Genomic DNA, 18,758 nt, shown 5'->3' on the forward strand with positions numbered 1-18,758 from the left:
GCTTATTTTTCTGAAAGGATGGTGAGGAGCTGGCGGATATAGGTGCGGCTTACGCGCAGCGGGGTTCCGTCGTGGAGGCGCAGCAGGGCGTCCTGATTGCTCAGGCGCTGCATTTCGCTCAGCTGGGAGATGCGCACGATGGCGGAGCGGTGCACGCGTATGAATTCGGCCGGGTCGAGGCGCGCCGCGAGACGCTGCAAGGGCTCCCGCACCATGTGCCTTTTGCCGCCAGCGTGCAGCACGGCATAGTCGCCGTCCGCCTCGATCCAGTTCACGTCCGCCGCGCGGACAAAGACCTGCCGCGTCCCTGAACGCACGGAGAAGGTCTGCACATAGTTCGCCGCAGCCGCGCTGTCGCCTGCCGGGCGCCGGTAAAGGCGGGCGCGTTCGGCGCGTTCCAGCGCTTCGTCGAAGCGGTCGTCGTCGATGGGCTTGAGAAGGTAGTCGATCACGTCCAGAGTGAAGGCCTGCAGCGCGAACTGGTCGTAGGCAGTCAGCAGGATGGCCATGGGGCGTTCCGCAGGCGGGAGCGAGGACAGCACCTCAAGCCCGTTCAGGCCGGGCATTTCCACGTCGATCAGCACCAGGTCGGGCCGCGACCGGGGCAGGCCGTCCAGGGCCGCCACGCCGTCGGCGTATTCGGCCACCACTTCGATGCCCGGGCGGCCCGCAAGCCGCGCCAGCACGCCTTCGCGCGCCAGCGGCTCGTCGTCGATCACGGCAACGCGCATCATGCGGCCGCCGCTCCGGTTGCTTGTGCATGCCGCAGGGGCAGCGTAATGCGCACGGCGTAACTGCCGTCCGCATTGTGCTGCTGCGTGAACTCGTGGCGCTCGGGGTAGAGCATGGCGAGCCGCTCCGCGATATTGGCCAGTCCTATGCCTCCCGCTTCCCTGGCCTTGCCTTCGGCCGCGCCGTCGTTCTCGATGCGGATCGCAAGCTGTTCGCCTTCGCAGGCCAGCTGCAGCGCCAGCCGTCCAGCCGTCTGCCTGCGCGCGATGCCGTGCCGGATGGCGTTTTCGATCAAGGGCTGCAGGATCAGGTAGGGCACCATTGCGTTCAGCACGCCGGGGCCGATATGGGTCTCCACCACAAGCCGCTCGCCGAGGCGGGCTTTTTCGATATCGAGGTAGCTGTCCGTCAGCGCCAGTTCGTCGGCCAGGGTGTGCTCGTGGCGGCCATCCTGGTCCAGGGTGGCGCGCAGGAACTCGGCCAGGCGGGAAATCATGCGCGTGGCCTCCCGGTCGCGCTGCGATACCACCAGGGCCGATACGGTATTGAGGGTATTGAAGAGGAAATGGGGATGCAGCTGGTAGCGCAGGGCGCGCAGTTCCGCGTCGCGCGCCGCCAGCAGGGCCGTGGTCAACTGGAGCTGCGAACGGTTCAGGGCCACGTAGTAGGCGCCCACGGCGTGCACCGCGCAGAAGGCGATGAGGGCCAGCCAGCAGCCGTCCAGGCCGCGGTGGATGCGGTGCCATTCGGGGGCCTTGATCAGGCCGAGGTGCATGGCGAGCTCCTGCCCGAGCACATTGTTCGCCAGCGACATCGCGTAAGTCACGCAGAGCAGGATCAGGCAGGTGGCCCCCCAGCCGGTCTGCCTGCGCCAAAGCCGCCGCTGCAGCAGGATCAGCGGAACCATCCAGGCCAGGTTGGCGCAGAAATACAGGGTGCGGAAGGCCGGGGAATAGCCGTGGCCATACTCCGGCAGCCAGAGGATCGCCAGGCAGGAAGAAATGCCCAGCGCCGCGAGCATCGGCAGGGTAAATGGCACGGCGGCCAGGTCGATGCCGGGGACGGCAGAGGGCAGGGTGCGTCGCATGGCGAAGTTGGTCAGCGCAAAGCCGACATTCTAGCTTGCCGTTCAGCGGCCGATGGAGTAGACCATGGAGCTGATCTTCCAGCCTTCGTTGGTGCGCACCAGGTGCCAGGATTCGGCGCCCTTGTTGACGACATTGCCGCTGTCGAGAAAATCGAAGTCGAAATACACCGTGGCGACGTAGCCGTTGGTGTGGATCTGCACGTTGTAGAACTTCTCTTCGACGGGGCGCTTGCTCTCGCCGACGAACTTGACGAAGCTGGCATAGTTGGATGAGCGCACGCGTGGCATGTTGCTGCCATGCTTTGCCTTCATGGTCTCGTAGCTTTCGTCGCTCAGCACGGTGAGCCAGCTATTGTCCTTCTCGAGGAAGAGGGCGCCGAGCGCGGCGGCGTCCTTCTCGATGATATTGCGCTGGAACTGGTGGACGATCTTTTCGATCTCCTGCACCGGGGTGTCAGCGGCCGTGGCCAGTTGCATGGTGCAAGCGAGAATGAAGCCGGCGAGGAATTTCATGTAAAGCCTCCATGGGGTTGGGATGATCCAACTCTATGGGAGGCGTTCGGCGCGGGCCAGTGCAATGCGGTGAAGCGTGCGGCTTTTGCGGCGAAACGTTGCGGCCTCAGTCCACAATGTTCTGCGGCGTGCCGGCGGCGAAGGCTTCGATATTGTCGATCAGCTGGTCGGCCAGCAGCTGCATGGCCTGGGCGCTGGCCCAGGCGGAATGGGGCGTCAGCAGGAAGTTGGGCAGCCGCAGATTGAGGAGCACATTGTCTTCGGGCGGCGGCTCCTGCGTCAACACGTCAAAGCCCGCGCCCGCGATGACATTGCCGGTCAATGCCTCGGCCAGCGCCTTCTCGTCCACCAACCCGCCGCGCGCCGTGTTGATCAGGATGGCGGATGCCTTCATGCGCTTCAGCTCCTCGGCGCCGATGATGTTGCGGGTCTGCTCCGTCAGCGGCGCGTGCAGGCTCAGGACGTCCGACGTTTCCAGCAGCTCGTCGAAGCTCACGTTGCGCACGTCCGGATCGTCCGTGGGCGTGCGGGTGTGCACCACCACCTCCATGCCGAAGGCTTTGCCGAGATGCGCCACGCCCTTGCCCAGCGTGCCATAGCCCAGCAGGCCCAGGCGGCTGCCGTGCAGGTCGCGGATGGGATGGTCGAAGAGGCAGAAACGGGGGGAGCGCTGCCACTTCCCGGCTTCGATATCGGCACGGTAGGCGAGCAGGTTGCGGCGCAGCGCGAGAATCAGCGCGAAGGTATGCTCCGGCAGCGCGGCATGGGCATAGTTGCGGATGTTCGAGACCACGATGCCATGCTCCCGCGCCGCCGCGAGGTCCACATTATTCGTTCCCGTCGCCGCGACCGCGATCATCTCCAGCTGCGGCAGTTTGGCCAGCGCCTCCGCTCCCAGCGGCACCTTGTTGCTGATGGCGATGGTGGCTTCGCGCAGGCGTTCCACGGCCTCCTCCGCCGTGCTGGCCGCGTACTCCGTCCATTCGTGGGCGAAGACGGGACGGCGCACGTTGGCGATCAGGCTGTCCCGGTCCAGGAAAACAATCTTGTGGCTCATGCTGCGATCTCCGTCTGTGTAGAGGGCTGGATGACGGGCGCGCGCAGGCGCATGCTGGGATGCGCGGCAAACAGCTCCGATGCCCATTCGACGAATACGCGCACCTTTGCCGACAGATGGCGGTTCTGCGGATAGACGATGTGCACCGGAATGGGATCGATGACCCAGTCCGCCAGCACCTGTACCAGGCTGCCGTCGGCAATGTGCCCATCCAGCAGATAGTCCGTCACCTGCACGATGCCCAGGCCCGAGAGGCCGGCCCGCACATAGGCATTCGAGTCGTTCACCGCAATCACGCCGGGCATCGGCACCTGGATGCGCTCTCCGTCCCGTGTGAAATCCCAGTCGTAGATCTTGCCCGTCTTCGAAGAGAAGTAGTTCACGCAGCGGTGGTGGCGCAGGTCCAGCGGGTGCTGCGGCGTGCCGTAGCGGGCCAGGTAGGCGGGCGAGGCGCAGGTGGCGAAATTGAGCACGCCGATGCGGCGCGCGATCAGGGTCGAATCCTGCAGCGCGCCGCCGCGCACGGCGCAGTCCACGCCTTCCTCGATCAGGTCCACGGGACGGTCGCTGCAGCCAAGCTCCAGCTGGATATCCGGATAGCGCTGGAAGAAGTCGGGCAGGGCGGGCACGAGGATCTCGCTGGAGAGGCCCGTGGGCGCATCCACCCGCAGCCGCCCGCTCGGGCTCAGGCGGGTGCGCGAGAGCGATTCCTCGGCCTCCCGCACGTCGGCCAGGATGCGCAGGCAGCGCTCGTAGTAGGCGGCGCCGTCGGCCGTGACGGACACGTGCCGCGTGGTGCGGTGCAGCAGCTTGACCGACAGGGCCGTTTCCAGGCCCTGGATCAGAGTGGACACCGTCGCCTTCGGCAGCTGGAGCACTTCGGCGGCCCGCGTGAAGCCGCCCGCATCCACTACCTGTACGAAAACCTCCATGGCCTGCAGCTTGTTCATGGTACTGGGTCCTTTGCTCGTCCAAACCGTGTCACGCCTCTGTCATTGTTCGGGATCCTGAACAATCAATTCGCCATTAGCGTATTTATCAGATTGTAGATCAAGTCTATAGTTGACGCACTGCATCAAGGAAAAAGCAATTTTTAAGGAAGCCGACAGGAGTCGTCATGAAACATCGGGATGGAATCTTTGCAACAGTGGCAGTGGCGCTCAGCTCGCTCGCGCTGGCGGGCATGGTCTATACCGACGAATATTCGCACGCGGCGAGCGCCGAGGCGAAGGGCTATGACGCACTGACGCATGAAGTGCTGCGCGGCGAGCCGGTGGCCGCCATCGAAACGCCGTGCCCGGACGTGATGACGGCCGACGCGGGCGGAGTGGCGCGGCAATGAAGAAGGACACGCTGCACGAGATCGCGCCGCTGGCGCCGGACCTGAAGCTGCGCGACATCGAGGTCGGCGGCGCCCAGGGCCCCCTGCCCGCCCGCCTGTTCACCGCCGGTGGGGCGGGCAAGCGCGATACGCTGGTGGTGTTTTTCCACGGCGGCGGCTTCGTGGGCGGCTCCATCGACGAGGGCGACGAGTTCCTGAGCCACCTCGTGAGCATGAATGCGAATACCGTGGGCCTGGCATCGGCCTACACCCTGGCGACACAGAAGCCATTCCCCGCGGCGGTGGAAGACGCCCACGCGGTGCTCCTGTGGGCCAAGAAGAACAAGAGCAAATTGAACTGGAGCGGCAAGCGCCTGGTGGTATCGGGCATCGAAGCGGGCGCCAATGTGGCGGCCGTGGCGACCTTGATGGCGCGCGACCGGGGCGGTCCCGCCCTGGGCGGCCAGGTGCTGATCATGCCCATGCTGGATCCGGGCCTCTCCACCTGCTCGATGCGCGAAATGCCGAATTGTCCGGACAAGGCCGCCGTCGCCGACCAGTGCGCCGCCGCCTACCGGGGTTATCTGCCGAATGCCGCCGACCGTACCCACCCGTACGCCTCGCCGCTGCAGTCGAGCCGCCTGAAGAATCTGCCGTCCGCGCTGATCCTGTCTGCCGAAGACGATCCCCTGCGCGACGAGGCGGAGCAGTACGGCGCCAAGCTGATTGCCTGCGGCGTGACGACGACGGTGAAGCGCCTGCCGGCGCCGCCCCTGGAACCGGGCGGCCGCAACGAATGCGCCTGTTCCTTCGCCATGAGCGAGATCGCCGCCTTTATCGCGGGGCCGGAAGTGGAAGCCCCACAGGCATGATGGATATATATAGTATTTTGTTTACATATTGCCGGGCTGGCAGTACAGTGTAGACAACCAAGACTTCCTAAGCAGCAGTTCCCGAGAAGCGCGCTATTTCAGCGTGGGGGCCGGCTTTTGCCTGCGTTTTGCGCAGGTGGCGGACGGCGCCGCTCAATCACCATAATTTTTCATAGAAAAAGGGGTTAAAAATGAAAAAACTTCCAAACATGACAGCACTGGCGCGGCCTCTGGTCGCGGCGCTGGCCGTCGCAGGCCTGGCCGCAGTGACCCTGGCCGGCTGCGACAGCGCCAAGGGCAAGGCCGCGGAAGCGCCGGCTGCAGGCGGGCCGCCCATTTCCGCCGCCACGGTGATCGAGAAGGGCGTCGTTGAAACCCAGGAGTTCTCTGGCCGCCTGGAAGCCATCGACCGCGTCGAAATCCGCGCGCGCGTCAGCGGCTTCATCACGGCTGTGAACTTCAAGCCTGGCAGCGAAGTGAAGAAAGGCGACGTGCTGTTCGTGATCGACCAGCGTCCGTACGCCGCCGAAGCTGCACGCGCCGAGGCGGCCGCCCACTCGGCCCGCGCCCGCGCCGACCTGGCCCGCCTGGAACTGACCCGTGCCGAACGCCTGCTGGCCGACAAAGCCATCGCCCAGCGCGAGTTCGACGAGCGCGCATCGGCCCAGAAGGAGCTCGACGCCAACGCCCGCGCAGCCCAGGCCCAGTATGAAGCCGCGAAGCTGAACCTGGCCTACACCCAGGTGGTTTCGCCGATCAACGGCCGCGTGTCGAAAGCCGAAATCACTGTCGGCAACCTCGTGGACGCTTCCGCTGTGCTGACCTCCGTGGTCTCCATGGACAGGATATACGCCAGCTTCGACGGCGACGAGAGCACCTACCTGCGCGTCGGCGCCCAGTCGCACAAAGGCCAGCCGGTGGTAGTGAAGGTTGGCCTGGCCAACGAAGAAGGTTTCCCGCACCAGGGCAAGCTGGAATTCGTGGACAACCAGCTCGATCCGCAAACGGGCAGCGTGCGCATGCGCGCCACCTTCGCCAACGAAGACCGCGCCCTGGCGCCTGGCCTCTTCGCCCGCGTCCAGCTCTCCGGCACCGATGCGAACAAGGCCATTCTGATCAACGACCGCGCCGTCGGCACGGACCAGAGCCGCAAGTTCGTGTTCGTGGTGGACAAGGACAGCAAGGCGGAATACCGCCCCGTGAAGCTGGGCCCCACGGTGGACGGCCTGCGCGTTGTGCGCGAAGGCCTGAAGCCGGGCGAAAAGATCGTGGTGAGCGGCCTGCAGCGCGTGCGCCCAGGAGCTCCGGTGACCGCGCAAACGGTTGCGATGGACTTCGACCCTTCCGCACCACAGCCTGAAAAGAAAAAAGACGACAAGGTCGCCGCTGCCGATACCGGCGCAAAGGCCACGTCCAAACAATAAAGGAACACAGCGATGAATTTCTCACGCTTCTTCATCGATAAGCCGATCTTCGCGGCCGTCTTATCGATTGTTATCTTCGTCGCGGGCTTGATATCGATCTTCAAGCTCCCGATCTCCGAGTATCCGGACGTGGTGCCGCCATCCGTGGTGGTGCGCGCCCAGTACCCGGGCGCCAATCCGAAAGTGATCGCCGAAACCGTTGCTGCGCCATTGGAGGAGCAGATCAACGGCGTCGAGAACATGCTCTACATGTCCTCGCAGAACACCTCGGACGGCTCCCTGGCCCTGACCGTGACCTTCGCCATCGGCACCAATGTCGAACAGGCGGAAACGGCTGTGCAGAACCGCGTGCAGCGCGCCTTGCCGCGCCTGCCGGAAGAGGTGCGCCAGATCGGTGTGACCACCGTGAAAAGCTCGCCCAACCTGACCATGGTGGTCCACCTGAATTCGCCGGACGGCCGTTACGACGACCTGTACCTGCGCAATTACGCGGTGCTGAACATCAAGGACCAGCTGGCCCGCCTGCATGGCATGGGCGACGTACAGCTGTTCGGTTCGGGCGACTACGCCATGCGCATCTGGCTCGATCCGCAGAAGGTGGCGGCGCGTAACCTGACCGCGGGCGACGTGGTGCAGGCCATCCGCGAACAGAACGTGCAGGTTGCGGCCGGTGTGATCGGCCAGGGACCGGCCAAGGACGCGGACTTCCAGCTCACCGTGAATACGCAGGGCCGCCTCAATTCGGTGGAGGAATTCGGCGACATCGTGGTCAAGACCAATGAAGACGGCGCGACCACGCTGCTGAAGGACGTCGCGCGCCTGGAAATGGGCTCGAACTCCTATGCGCTGCGCTCCCTGCTGAACAACAAGTCGGCGGTGGCCATCCCCATCTTCGAGGCGCCGAACGCGAATGCGCTCCAGCTGTCCACGGACGTGCGCAACAAGATGAAGGAACTGTCCAAAGATTTCCCGGAAGGCGTCGAATACAGCATTGTGTACGACCCGACCCAATTCGTGCGCGAGTCCATCGACTCCGTGATCCACACGCTGATCGAAGCCATCGTGCTCGTGGCGCTGGTGGTGATCGTGTTCCTGCAGACCTGGCGCGCCTCCATCATTCCGCTGCTGGCCGTGCCGGTGTCGGTGGTGGGTACTTTCGCCGTGATGATGGGCTTCGGCTTCTCGATCAACACGCTCTCGCTGTTCGGCCTTGTGCTGGCCATCGGTATCGTGGTGGACGACGCCATCGTGGTGGTGGAGAACGTCGAGCGTAATATCGGCAACGGCCTCTCGCCGCGCGATGCCACGATCCAGGCCATGAAAGAGGTGAGCGGTCCGATCATCGCCATTGCGCTGGTGCTGTGCGCCGTGTTCGTGCCGATCGCCTTCGTATCCGGCCTGACCGGCCAGTTCTACCGCCAGTTCGCGCTGACCATCGCCATTTCCACCGTGATCTCGGCATTCAGCTCGCTGACCCTGGCGCCTGCGCTGTCCGCGGCCCTGCTGAAGGGCCACGACGCGCCGAAAGACGCGCTGACCCGCTTCATGGACAAGGTCTTCGGCCGCTTCTTCGCCGCCTTCAACAAGTTCTTCGGCCGCGCGTCGCACGGCTACGAGGGCGGTGTGAAGGGCGTGCTGCGCCGCAAATCGGCGTCGCTGGTGGTGTATGCGCTGCTGGCAGTCGCGGGCGTGTTCATGTTCAAGGTGGTGCCTCCCGGCTTCGTTCCGGCGCAGGACAAGCAGTACCTGATCGGCTTCGCCCAGCTGCCTGACGCGGCCTCGCTGGACCGCACCGATGCCGTGATCCGCAAGATGTCCGACATCGCCAAGGAAATCCCTGGCGTGGAGAACTCCATCTCCTTCCCGGGCCTGTCGATCAACGGCTTCACCAATGCGCCGAACGCCGGTATCGTGTTCGTGGGCCTCGACTCCTTCGACAAGCGCCGCAGCAAGAACCTGTCCGCCGAGGCGATTGCCGCCGAAGTGAACAAGCGCATGGGCGTGATCCAGGATGCCTTCGTGATGGTGCTGCCTCCGCCGCCCGTCAATGGCCTGGGCACCACCGGCGGCTTCAAGCTGATGATCGAAGACCGCGGCAACCTTGGCTACGATGAGCTGTATAAGGCAGTCCAGGCCCTGCAGATGAAGGCCTGGCAGACGCCGGAGCTGGCGGGCGTGTTCTCCAGCTACCAGATCAACGTGCCGCAGCTGTTCGCCGATGTGGACCGCGTGAAGGCCAAGCAGCTGGGCGTGCCGCTGTCGACCATCTACCAGACCTTGCAGATCAATCTGGGCTCGCTGTACGTGAACGACTTCAACCAGTTCGGCCGCACCTACCAGGTGCGCGTGCAGGCTGACGCGCAGTTCCGTTCGCACGCCGAGCAGATCTCGCAGCTGAAGGTGCGCAACAACAAGGGCGAAATGATTCCACTGTCGTCCCTGATGCGCGTGAAGGACACCTATGGTCCGGACCGCGTGCAGCGCTACAACGCCTATGTGTCGGCCGATATCAACGGCGGCGCGGCGCCCGGCGTGTCCTCGGGCCAGGCCCAGGCCATCATGGCCAAGCTGGCGCAGGAGACTCTGCCAAAAGGCATCACCTACGAATGGACCGACCTGACCTATCAGGAGATCCTGGCCGGTAACACCATGATCTACGTGTTCCCGCTGTGCGTGCTGCTCGTGTTCCTGGTGCTGGCGGCGCAGTACGAAAGCTGGACCCTGCCGCTGGCGGTGATCCTGATCGTGCCGATGTCGATCCTGTGCGCCCTGATCGGCGTGAAGCTGACCGGCGGCGACAACAACATCTTCACGCAGATCGCCCTGTTCGTGCTGGTCGGGTTGGCGTCCAAGAACGCAATTCTGATCGTGGAATTCGCACGCGAGCTGGAAGACCATGGCCGCAGCATCGTGGAAGCGGCGCTGGAAGCCTGCCGCCTGCGTCTGCGTCCGATCCTGATGACGTCCATCGCCTTCATCATGGGCGTGCTGCCACTGGTGTTCTCCAGCGGCGCGGGTTCCGAGATGCGCCATGCCATGGGCGTGGCGGTGTTCGCGGGCATGCTGGGCGTGACCTTCTTCGGCCTGTTCCTGACGCCCGTGTTCTACGTGCTGCTGCGCACCCTGGCCAAGAAGCTTGAGAAGAAATCCCCGGTTGCCGACAAGGCAGCCCCACAACTGGAAGGGACCCACTAATGAACCGCATGATCGCCATGGGAGTGGCGCCGCTGCTGGCAGTATTGCTGGCAGCATGCGCCGCCCCTGAATTCAAACAGCCCGCCATCGAGGTCCCGGCTTCCTTCAAGGAGACGCAGGCCGAGGTGAAGACGGCTGCCGACGGCACGCAGTGGAAGCAGGCGCAGGCCGCCGAACAGCAGCCGCGCGGCGAATGGTGGCTGGCCTTCAACGATCCGGCCCTCAATGAGCTGATCGCCGAAGCCACCCGCAACAACGCGAACCTGGCCGTGGCCGCAGCCCGCGTGAAGCAGGCCCGCGCCATCGCGGGCATCGCCGAAGCGGACCGCATTCCGCAGGTCGGGGTGGGCGTCGGCGCCCAGCGCACCCGGGCTTCGGCCCTGGAGCTGGGCCTGCCTCAAGGCACGCCGGTGGCCCCCCAGACCAGCTATTCGGCCAGCCTCACGGCCAGCTACGAAGTGGACCTGTTCGGCCGCGTGTCGTCCAACGTTGCCGCGGCGCGCGGCGACGCGGCGACGGTGGAAGCGAACTACCGCTCCGTGCTGCTCGCCCTGCAGGCCGACGTGGCCCAGACCTATTTCCGCCTGCGCGCCACGGACGCCGAACTGGCGACCGTGGAGCAGACGGTCCGTCTGCGCGAGGAAAGCGTGAAGGTCAACCAGCGCCGCTTCGACCTGGGCGACATCGGCGAATTCGACCTGTCCCGCGCGAAGACCGAGCTGTCCACCACCCGCGCCGAAGCAATTGGCCTGCAACGCCAGCGCACCACGGCGGAGCATGCCCTGGCGGTCCTGCTGGGCAAGCCTGCGGCCAGCTTCACGGCCGGCGTGAGCCCGCTGCTCGATTCGGCGCTGATGCCGGTGGTTCCGGCAGGCCTGCCTTCGGCCCTGCTGGAGCGCCGCCCTGACATCGCCGCGGCACAGCGTGCGATGGAAGCCTCCAATGCCCGCATCGGCGTGGCCCGTGCGGCCATGTTCCCTGCGCTGAACATCAACGCGAACGGCGGCGGCTTGGCCGGAACGTTCAGCGATGTGTTCAAGTGGAGCAGCCGCTCCTGGGTGCTGGGCGCGCTGATGTCCGCGCCGCTGATCGATGGCGGCCGTAACAAGGCCAATATCGCGCGCAGCGAAGCGGCGCTGGAAGAGTCGGTGGCTTCCTACCGCCAGAGCGTGCTGGTGGCGTTTGCGGAAGTGGAAGACAGCCTGGCGGGCCTGCGCATCCTGTCCGGCCAGACGGCGCAGATCGATGCGGCCGTGGTCTCGGCCCGCCGTTCGGCCGACCTGGCGCAAAAGCTGTACGACGCTGGCCGCTCGAGCTATCTCGAACTGCTGGACGCGCAGCGCAACCTGGCGGCGGTGGAACGCAGCGCAGTCCAGCTGCGCGGCAACCGCGCGGTGACGACCGTGGCCCTGATCCGCGCCCTGGGCGGGGGCTGGGACAGCGGCGCCGCCATGAGCAACGCACAGGCCCGCAACTGAAACTGAAAGACGATTAGCCCTTTGGGCGGCCCGCGCAAGCGGCCGCCCTTTTTTTTCGGCTATCATGCCCGCTGGTCTGAAAAAGCAAGCGAGGATGGTTTTGATTACGAGCGCACTGCTCAGCAGCATTCCGAATATTCGTCACGGCTTCGGCACGGCTTCAGAACTGGTCCCCGAAGCACAGCAGGAACTCTGGGACCTTCGTCCCCTCAAGCGGCAGGTGCATGGAACGCGCGCCGCGCACATCGTGCAGGAGCGGCAGGAGGTGGGCGATGCCGATGCCTTCCATACGTCCCGGCCCGGCATTCCCGTCAGCGTCATCACCGCCGACTGCGTGCCGCTGCTGCTGGCGCGAAGCGATGGCGGCCACGTGGCAGCGGTGCACGCAGGCTGGCGCGGCCTGTACGACGGCATCATCCCCACCGTGCTGGCGCAGCTGACGGAGCATGGCGAAGGCGAGTGGGTGGCTGCCGTCGGCCCCACGATCTGCGCACCGTGCTACGAGGTCAGCGAGGAACTGGCGGAGGACTTTGCCCGCCGCTTCGAGGAGCTCCCACGTAATGCCGTACTGCCCACCCATCGCCATCTCGACCTGCGCGCCATCGCGGAGCATCAGCTGCGCCAGGCTGGCGTGAGCCGCATCGAGCATGTTGGCGGCTGCACCTGCTGCGCCCGTGATGGCGGCGGCGAACTGGTGTTCCGCAGCTACCGGCGCGGCGACCGCAATTCCCAGCAGCATGCTGGCCTTTATATCCAAACGAATGGAGAACAATGAAAACAACGAACGCCATTACCGCAGCAGTACTGCTGGCCATGTCCGCATCCGCCTTCGCGGGCTGGGACGACCCGCAGGAGCCCTTCAAGCTGCATGGGAACAGCTATTACGTCGGCCCCAGGGGCGTGAGCTCGGTGCTGATTACTTCGCCCGCCGGCCATATCCTGATCGATGCCGGGACAGCGAAATCGCACGAGCAGATCATTCCCCATATCCGCCAGCTGGGTTTCAAGGTGGAGGACATCAAATACATCCTCACCTCGCACGAACACCATGACCACGTTGGCAGCATCGCGGCGCTGCAGCGCGCGAGCGGCGCGGTGGTCGTCGGCAGTCCGCTCAGCGTGGCTGTGATGAAGACGGGGGAGGCGAGCAAGGACGACCCGCAGTTCGGGGACCTGGGCAAGTTCGAGCCCGCTGCCGCAACCCGCGTCGTGAAGGATGGCGAAACGATCTCGCTGGGCGCGCTGGCCGTTACAGCGCATTACACGCCGGGGCACACACCGGGCGGCGTGAGCTGGACCTGGCAGTCGTCGGAGGCTGGGCGCACGGTCAACCTGGTGTACGCGGACAGCCTTACCGCCTATGGCGCGCCGGGCTACCGCTTCAGCAGCCATCCGGAAGTGGTGGCGAGCATCCAGCGCAGCGTGGCGCGCGTGGCGGCGCTGAAATGCGACGTGCTGGTGACCGCGCATCCCGAGGCTGGCGATCTGTGGACCAGAAAAGAGAAGGGGAGCCTGATCGACCCCGAAGCGTGCCGCAAGTACGCAGCAAAAGGCAGCGCGCGGCTCGAGCAGGTGCTTGCCGAAGAAAAGGCCAAACCCTGATTCTGCCAGCGCAAAGAAAAAGCCCGCGTTGCGTGCGCGGGCTTTTCTTTTGGAGGATTACTGTTTGGCCGGAGTGGCGGCAGCCTTTTCTTCCTTGGCTTCAGCCTTGGTCTTGGCGGCCTTGTGATGAGCTTCGGCTTTCTTCTCTTTCGCATCGGCCTTTGCGCTTGCCACATCGGCGGCGGCGGCTGCTGCTGCCTTGGTCTCTTTCGCTTCAGCCTTCGCTACCTGCTTGGCTTCCTTCGCATCGGCCTTGGCGGCGGTCTTCGCTTCCTTGGCTTCAGCCTTCATCTCCTTCGCTTCTGCCTTCGCGGCAGCGGCAGGCGGGGTGGCGGGAGTGGCAGGGGTGGCAGGCGTAGCGGCGGGAGTCTGCGCAAATGCGGCACCAGCGAACAGACCAGCGATCAGGGTGGCGATAACTTTCTTCATGGTGTAAGTCCTCATTGTGGGTTTTAAGGTAGTGCACATTTCCCGTGTCACTGAGCAAAAAACGCGGCCGCCGGAGACCCAGTTGACGGTCTTTACACCTGCTTACAATTAGCCAACTCTGTTAACGAACGTACTGATGCCGGGTGGGGCCTGTTCTAGAGTGGGATCATGAAAGACTCGCTCAAAACCTACAAGGCCAAGCGCAACTTCGATATCACGCCCGAGCCGGCGGAGGGTGGCGAAGAGGGCGGCGAGAACCGCGTCTTCGTGATCCAGAAGCACTGGGCCTCGCGGCTGCACTACGATTTCCGCCTTGAGCTCGACGGTACGATGAAAAGCTGGGCCGTCCCCAAGGGGCCGAGCTATGACACGCACGACAAGCGCATGGCCGTGCATGTGGAGGATCATCCCATCTCCTATAACCAGTTCGAGGGCACCATTCCGGCAGGGCAGTATGGCGCGGGAAAGGTCATCATCTGGGATAAAGGCACCTGGCACCCGCTGGACGATCCGCGCAAAGGCTACCGCGAGGGGAACCTCAAGTTCGAACTGCGCGGACACAAGATGCATGGGCGCTGGGTGCTGGTGCGCATGAAGGGGAAAGGGGAGAAACAGGAGCCCTGGCTGCTCATCAAGGAAAAGGACGAATACGTGCGGCCTGCCGACGAGTTCAGTGTCGTGGACGAGATGCCGGACAGCGTGAAGAAGCTCGGCATGCCGAAGGCGGCGCCGCGCAAGGCGGCGAAGGCGGAGCGCTCGGCCACGGCGGTCGCCGAGTTGGCGGATGCAGCGGAACAGGGCGAGAAAAAGCCCGCGCGCGGCCGCGCCAAAAAACCTGCCGCGCCGGGCCAGAAAGCCGCGATGCCCGAGATGTTCTCGCCGGAGCTGGCCACGCTGGTCGATGCACCGCCCGCCTCGCCGGAGGACTGGCTCTTCGAGATCAAGTTCGACGGCTACCGCATGCTGGCGCGGATCGACGGCAAGGACATCCGCCTCATCACCCGCAACGGAAACGACTGGACGGACAAGCTCCTGCCACTGCGTGACACGCTGGCGAAGCTGAAGCTGCCCAAGGGCTGGTATGACGGCGAGATAGTGGTGCACGACGAAGCGGGGCGGCCCAATTTCGGCCTGCTGCAGCAGGCTTTCGACGGCAGCAACAGCGCCAATATCGTCTACTTCCTCTTCGACGCGCCTTTCCTGGACGGTTACGACCTGCGCGATGTGCCGCTGGAGCAGCGGCGCGAGCTCCTGCAGACGGTGATGGACAAGGTGGACAGCGACGTTGTGCGCTTCAGCGCTGCCTTGGACGCGCCGCCGCAGGACATGGTGGCAGCGGCCTGCCGCATGGGCCTCGAAGGCATCATCGGCAAGCGGCGCGATTCTGTCTATGTATCGCGCCGTTCGCCGGAATGGATCAAGCTCAAATGCGCGCAGCGGCAGGAATTCGTCATTGGCGGCTATACGGATCCGAAAGGAGGACGCATCGGCATCGGCTCGCTCCTGCTTGGCTACTACGGAGATGACGGAAAGCTGCACTACGCGGGCAACGTCGGCGCCGGATTCAATGAAAGTACGCTGCGCGACATCACTGCGCGGCTCAAGAAGCTGGCGGCGGACAGCAGCCCCTTCGCTCCATCGCGGTCCATCGACAAGAAGGCGCACTGGGTCAAGCCCACTTTGGTAGCCGAAGTGAGTTTCGGCGAATGGACGGGCAGCGGCTCGATACGGCACTCCGTATTCCAGGGCCTGCGCAGTGACAAGAAGGCCCGCAGCATCACGCGCGAAAAAGCCGCGCATGTGGAGGATATCGTGCACACAGATCACAACACCATTACCAAGGCTTCGGCGCCGCGGCGCAAGGCCGCGGCCGCGAAGGACGAACCGGAGCAGGTGGAAAGCAAGCTGCCTGCCTCGCTCAAGGTCACCAATCCCGACCGCGTGATCGATCCGGCGAGCGGCACCACCAAGATAGGGCTGGTGCGCTACTACGCATTGGTCAGTGAGCTGATGCTGGAGCACATGAAGGGCAGGCCGGTCGCGCTGGTGCGGGCGCCGGCGGGCGTGGGCGGAGAGCTCTTCTTCCAGAAGCACTCCGAGGTCGGCAAGCTGCCGGGCGTCAAACAGTTCCCCCAGGAGCTGGACCCAGACCACCCGCCCATGCTCGAAGTGGCGACGATGCAGGGGCTGCTCTCTTCTGCCCAGTGGAACGTGGTCGAATTCCACACCCAGAACGCCTTCGGCAAGAACTACGAAAAGCCCAACCGCATGATCTTCGACCTCGACCCCGGGCAAGGGGTGACCTGGCCGATGATCCAGGAAGCGGCGCAGCTGATGCACGCCTTCCTCGAAGAACTCGGGCTGCCCGCCTTCCTGAAAACGAGCGGCGGGAAAGGCCTGCACGTGGTGGTTCCCATCAAGCCGCAGCACGACTGGGACACGGTGAAGGCGTTCACGCGGGCGATCGTCGAACACATGGCCATCACGCTGCCCGACCGGTTCGCCTTCAAGAGCGGTCCGAAGAACCGGGTGGGCAAGATCTTCATCGACTACCTGCGCAACGGCCGCGGCGCGACGACGGTGGCCGCATGGTCCGCGCGCACGCGGGCGGGGCTCGGCATCAGCGTTCCCGTGCGCTGGGACGAGCTAGCGCACTTGCGCAGCGGCGACCAGTGGACCGTGCAAACGGTCCACGAGCGCCTCGACATCGGCAACGAACCCTGGGCCGACTACAGCAAGAGCGCCGTCAGCATCACCAAAGCCATGAAACAGCTCGCCTAATGCTCAGTCCGTGTCACCTTCTGGTGCCAGGGAAGAAAGTGGGACACGGGCTCAGCCCTGTCGCGCTAGCGCCGAGTTCGTGTCTCATTTTCTTCCCTGGCACCAGAGTGTGACACGGGCTGGACCGTAGCTAGGCTGCCTTGCGGCGGGTGGCGGTCTTGGTGGCGGTAGTGCGCTTGGCAGCGGACTTGGCGGCTGTCTTGGCCGGCGCGCGGGCGGTGGTGCGGCGGCTTGTGGCGGCTGTCGATGCCGATTTGCGCGGCTTCGGCGGGGCGACGTCTTCTTCCTCTTCGGCTTCTTCCTCAACATCTTCCGCCGCGGCCTTTCCCTTCCCGCCTTTGGCGCCAAGGCTCTGCTTCAGCAGTGCGACCAGGTCGATGACGTTGCCCGACGGCGCCGCTTCCTCGTCCTTCGAGGGCATGGTGATGGTCTTGGTCTGCTTGGCCGCGATTTTCTGCTCGACCAGCTTCAGCACGTCGTCATGGTAGGTGTTGTGGTACTGCTCGGGGTGCCACTCCTCGCTCATGCCTTCCACCAGCGACAGCGCCATCTGCAGCTCCTTGTCGCTGATGCCGGCTGCCTTCGTTCCTTTGGCAGGCAGCTTCAGCCCTTCGGTATCGCGGATCTCATCGGCGTAGCGCAGGGTGTTCATGATGATGCCTTCCTCTCCCGCCACCAGCGCGCACAGGTGCTGCTTGGTGCGGATGACCACCGTGGCGATGGCGATCTTGCCCGCCTTGCGCAGCGTTTCGCGCAGCAGGGCGTAGACCTTGTCGCCGCCGCGTCCGGGCGCGAGGTAGTAGGGCGTCTCGTAGAAGGTGAGCGGCACTTCGCTGAAGTCCACGAAGGCCAGGATGTCGATGGTCTGCGTGGCCTTCACGTTGGCGCGCTTCAGGTCTTCGTCCGAGAGCACGACGTATTCGCCGCTCTTGTATTCGTAACCCTTGACGATGTTGTCCCAGCTGACTTCCTTGTTGTTCGACTTGTTGTAGCGCTTGAAGCCGACGGGCGAGAAGTCGCGCTTGTCCAGCATCGTCAGGTCCAGATCGTTCTCCTTGACGGCCGAATACAGGTCGACGGGAATGTGGACCAGCCCGAAACTGATAGCGCCTTTCCAGAGCGAGCGGGCCATGATGTTCTCCTATTCTCCGACGCTGCCTGTAATGGGCAGCACAATGCCGCTGATATAACTGGCGCAGCTGGGTGCGGCCAGGAAGACGTAGGCTGGCGACAGCTCTTCCGGCTGCGCCGGGCGCTTCATGTCCGTGGAGCTGCCGAACTGCGCGATCTTGTCCGGCGTCTGATCGGCCGGGTTCAGCGGCGTCCACACCGGGCCCGGTGCAATCGCGTTGACGCGGATGCCTTTCTCCATCAGGTTCGCCGCCAGCGACATGGTGAAGGCGTGGATGGCGCCCTTGGTGGAGGAGTAGTCGAGCAGCTTCTTCGACCCCTGCAGGCCGGTCACCGAACCCGTGTTGATAATGGAGGCGCCTTGCTTCAGATGGGGCAGGGCGGCCTTGGCCATGTGGAAGTAGCCGTAGATATTCGTCTTCATGGTCAGGTCGAAGCGCTCCTCGGTCAGGTCCTCCAGCGAATCCGCATGCTCCTGGAAGGCCGCGTTGTTGACGAGGATGTCCAGCCGCCCGAAGGCCTGCACGGTCTCCTCCACCGCGTGGCGGCAGAACAGCGGATCGCGCACGTCGCCCGGAAGGAGGATGCAGCGCTGGCCTTCCGCCTCCACGCAGCGTTTGGTCTCGACGGCGTCCTCCTGCTCGTCGCTGAGGTAGACGAGGGCCACATCGGCGCCTTCGCGCGCATACAGCACGGCCACGGCGCGGCCGATGCCCGAATCGCCGCCGGTGACGATGGCGGCCATGCCGTGCAGCTTGCCGCTGCCGCAATAGCCGGGCGCCATGAACTGGGGCTTGAGCTGCATCTCGGCCTCGATGCCCGGTTTTTCCAGGTGCTGCTGGGGCATGGGCGGCACGGGGAACTCATGGGTTCCCGCCTGCGACGCCTCCGGCTTCTGCTCCTGTTTGCCTTTGGCCTGGTCTTTCTCGTCCTGCCGCTGCTGGATGTCGCGCTGCAGGTTACCGGCGTTCGCCTGATTCTCGGAACTTGCCATGTCTGAGCTCTCCTTATATCGCAAGAGCCCAGTATTCCCGCTGACCGCGCCGCCCACCGTGCGCTCCTTCACATATAAGGCCGCCCGCCACGGCCCAGCCCGTGTCCACTTCTGGTGCCAGGGAAGAAAAGTGGACACGGCC

General features: G+C 64.6%; 16 protein-coding genes. 8 read left to right on the forward strand and 8 right to left on the reverse strand.

What is annotated here, in order from left to right:
• Window positions 1-2: 2 nt before the first annotated feature.
• The 5 genes from LSQ66_RS07210 to LSQ66_RS07230 form a co-directional block, all read right to left on the reverse strand.
• Complete coding sequence (locus tag LSQ66_RS07210) at window positions 3-734, reverse strand: LytR/AlgR family response regulator transcription factor (RefSeq protein ID WP_231769108.1); 732 nt, start codon at window positions 732-734, stop codon at window positions 3-5.
• On the reverse strand, window positions 731-1,819 hold the full coding sequence (locus tag LSQ66_RS07215) for a sensor histidine kinase (protein ID WP_231769109.1): 1,089 nt from the start codon (window positions 1,817-1,819) through the stop codon (window positions 731-733). The genes LSQ66_RS07210 and LSQ66_RS07215 overlap by 4 nt, the downstream gene beginning before the upstream one ends.
• A gap of 42 nt (window positions 1,820-1,861) precedes the next feature.
• Window positions 1,862-2,332, reverse strand: a complete 471-nt coding sequence (locus LSQ66_RS07220; RefSeq protein WP_231769110.1) for a nuclear transport factor 2 family protein — start codon at window positions 2,330-2,332, stop codon at window positions 1,862-1,864.
• 106 nt (window positions 2,333-2,438) lie between these two features.
• Window positions 2,439-3,389, reverse strand: a complete 951-nt coding sequence (locus LSQ66_RS07225) for a D-2-hydroxyacid dehydrogenase (protein ID WP_231769111.1) — start codon at window positions 3,387-3,389, stop codon at window positions 2,439-2,441.
• Complete coding sequence (locus tag LSQ66_RS07230) at window positions 3,386-4,339, reverse strand: LysR family transcriptional regulator (protein ID WP_231769112.1); 954 nt, start codon at window positions 4,337-4,339, stop codon at window positions 3,386-3,388. Before LSQ66_RS07230 ends, LSQ66_RS07225 begins: the two co-directional genes overlap by 4 nt.
• A 167-nt stretch (window positions 4,340-4,506) precedes the next feature.
• Here LSQ66_RS07230 and LSQ66_RS07235 point away from each other — a divergent pair, with 167 nt between their 5' ends.
• The 7 genes from LSQ66_RS07235 (at window position 4,507) to bla (ending at window position 13,281) form a co-directional block, all read left to right on the forward strand.
• A complete protein-coding gene (locus LSQ66_RS07235; protein ID WP_231769113.1) occupies window positions 4,507-4,731 on the forward strand; it encodes a hypothetical protein in 225 nt (74 codons plus the stop codon).
• Window positions 4,728-5,582 (forward strand): alpha/beta hydrolase, encoded by an 855-nt coding sequence (locus LSQ66_RS07240; RefSeq protein WP_231769114.1) that lies wholly within the window; start codon window positions 4,728-4,730, stop codon window positions 5,580-5,582. The genes LSQ66_RS07235 and LSQ66_RS07240 overlap by 4 nt, the downstream gene beginning before the upstream one ends.
• 191 nt (window positions 5,583-5,773) lie before the next feature.
• Window positions 5,774-7,006 (forward strand): efflux RND transporter periplasmic adaptor subunit, encoded by a 1,233-nt coding sequence (locus LSQ66_RS07245; RefSeq protein WP_231769115.1) that lies wholly within the window; start codon window positions 5,774-5,776, stop codon window positions 7,004-7,006.
• Window positions 7,007-7,018: 12 nt separating this feature from the next.
• Window positions 7,019-10,201: an efflux RND transporter permease subunit gene (locus tag LSQ66_RS07250; RefSeq protein WP_231769116.1), complete on the forward strand. Its 3,183-nt coding sequence runs from the start codon at window positions 7,019-7,021 to the stop codon at window positions 10,199-10,201.
• Window positions 10,201-11,679, forward strand: a complete 1,479-nt coding sequence (locus LSQ66_RS07255; protein WP_231769117.1) for an efflux transporter outer membrane subunit — start codon at window positions 10,201-10,203, stop codon at window positions 11,677-11,679. Before LSQ66_RS07250 ends, LSQ66_RS07255 begins: the two co-directional genes overlap by 1 nt.
• Window positions 11,680-11,773: 94 nt before the next feature.
• Entirely contained in the window at window positions 11,774-12,454 is a 681-nt protein-coding gene (locus tag LSQ66_RS07260) for a polyphenol oxidase family protein (RefSeq protein WP_231769118.1), read from the forward strand.
• A complete protein-coding gene (gene bla, locus LSQ66_RS07265) occupies window positions 12,451-13,281 on the forward strand; it encodes a subclass B3 metallo-beta-lactamase (RefSeq protein WP_231769119.1) in 831 nt (276 codons plus the stop codon). The genes LSQ66_RS07260 and bla overlap by 4 nt, the downstream gene beginning before the upstream one ends.
• 57 nt (window positions 13,282-13,338) lie before the next feature.
• On the opposite strand, the gene LSQ66_RS07270 is transcribed toward bla, so the two are convergent.
• Window positions 13,339-13,710: a hypothetical protein gene (locus LSQ66_RS07270; protein ID WP_231769120.1), complete on the reverse strand. Its 372-nt coding sequence runs from the start codon at window positions 13,708-13,710 to the stop codon at window positions 13,339-13,341.
• A 168-nt stretch (window positions 13,711-13,878) separates the two neighbouring features.
• Here LSQ66_RS07270 and ligD point away from each other — a divergent pair, with 168 nt between their 5' ends.
• The gene (gene ligD / locus LSQ66_RS07275; RefSeq protein ID WP_231769121.1) at window positions 13,879-16,491 is read left to right on the forward strand and encodes a DNA ligase D; all 2,613 of its coding nucleotides are present in this window, start codon (window positions 13,879-13,881) and stop codon (window positions 16,489-16,491) included.
• A 130-nt stretch (window positions 16,492-16,621) separates the two neighbouring features.
• Here the strand turns inward: ligD and ku are convergent, their stop codons facing one another.
• Window positions 16,622-17,623 (reverse strand): non-homologous end joining protein Ku, encoded by a 1,002-nt coding sequence (gene ku / locus LSQ66_RS07280; protein WP_231769122.1) that lies wholly within the window; start codon window positions 17,621-17,623, stop codon window positions 16,622-16,624.
• A gap of 9 nt (window positions 17,624-17,632) precedes the next feature.
• A complete protein-coding gene (locus LSQ66_RS07285) occupies window positions 17,633-18,616 on the reverse strand; it encodes an SDR family oxidoreductase (protein WP_231769123.1) in 984 nt (327 codons plus the stop codon).
• Window positions 18,617-18,758 lie beyond the last annotated feature (142 nt).

The sequence above is a fragment of the Massilia endophytica genome (assembly GCF_021165955.1).
Lineage (GTDB): Bacteria > Pseudomonadota > Gammaproteobacteria > Burkholderiales > Burkholderiaceae_D > Rugamonas > Rugamonas endophytica.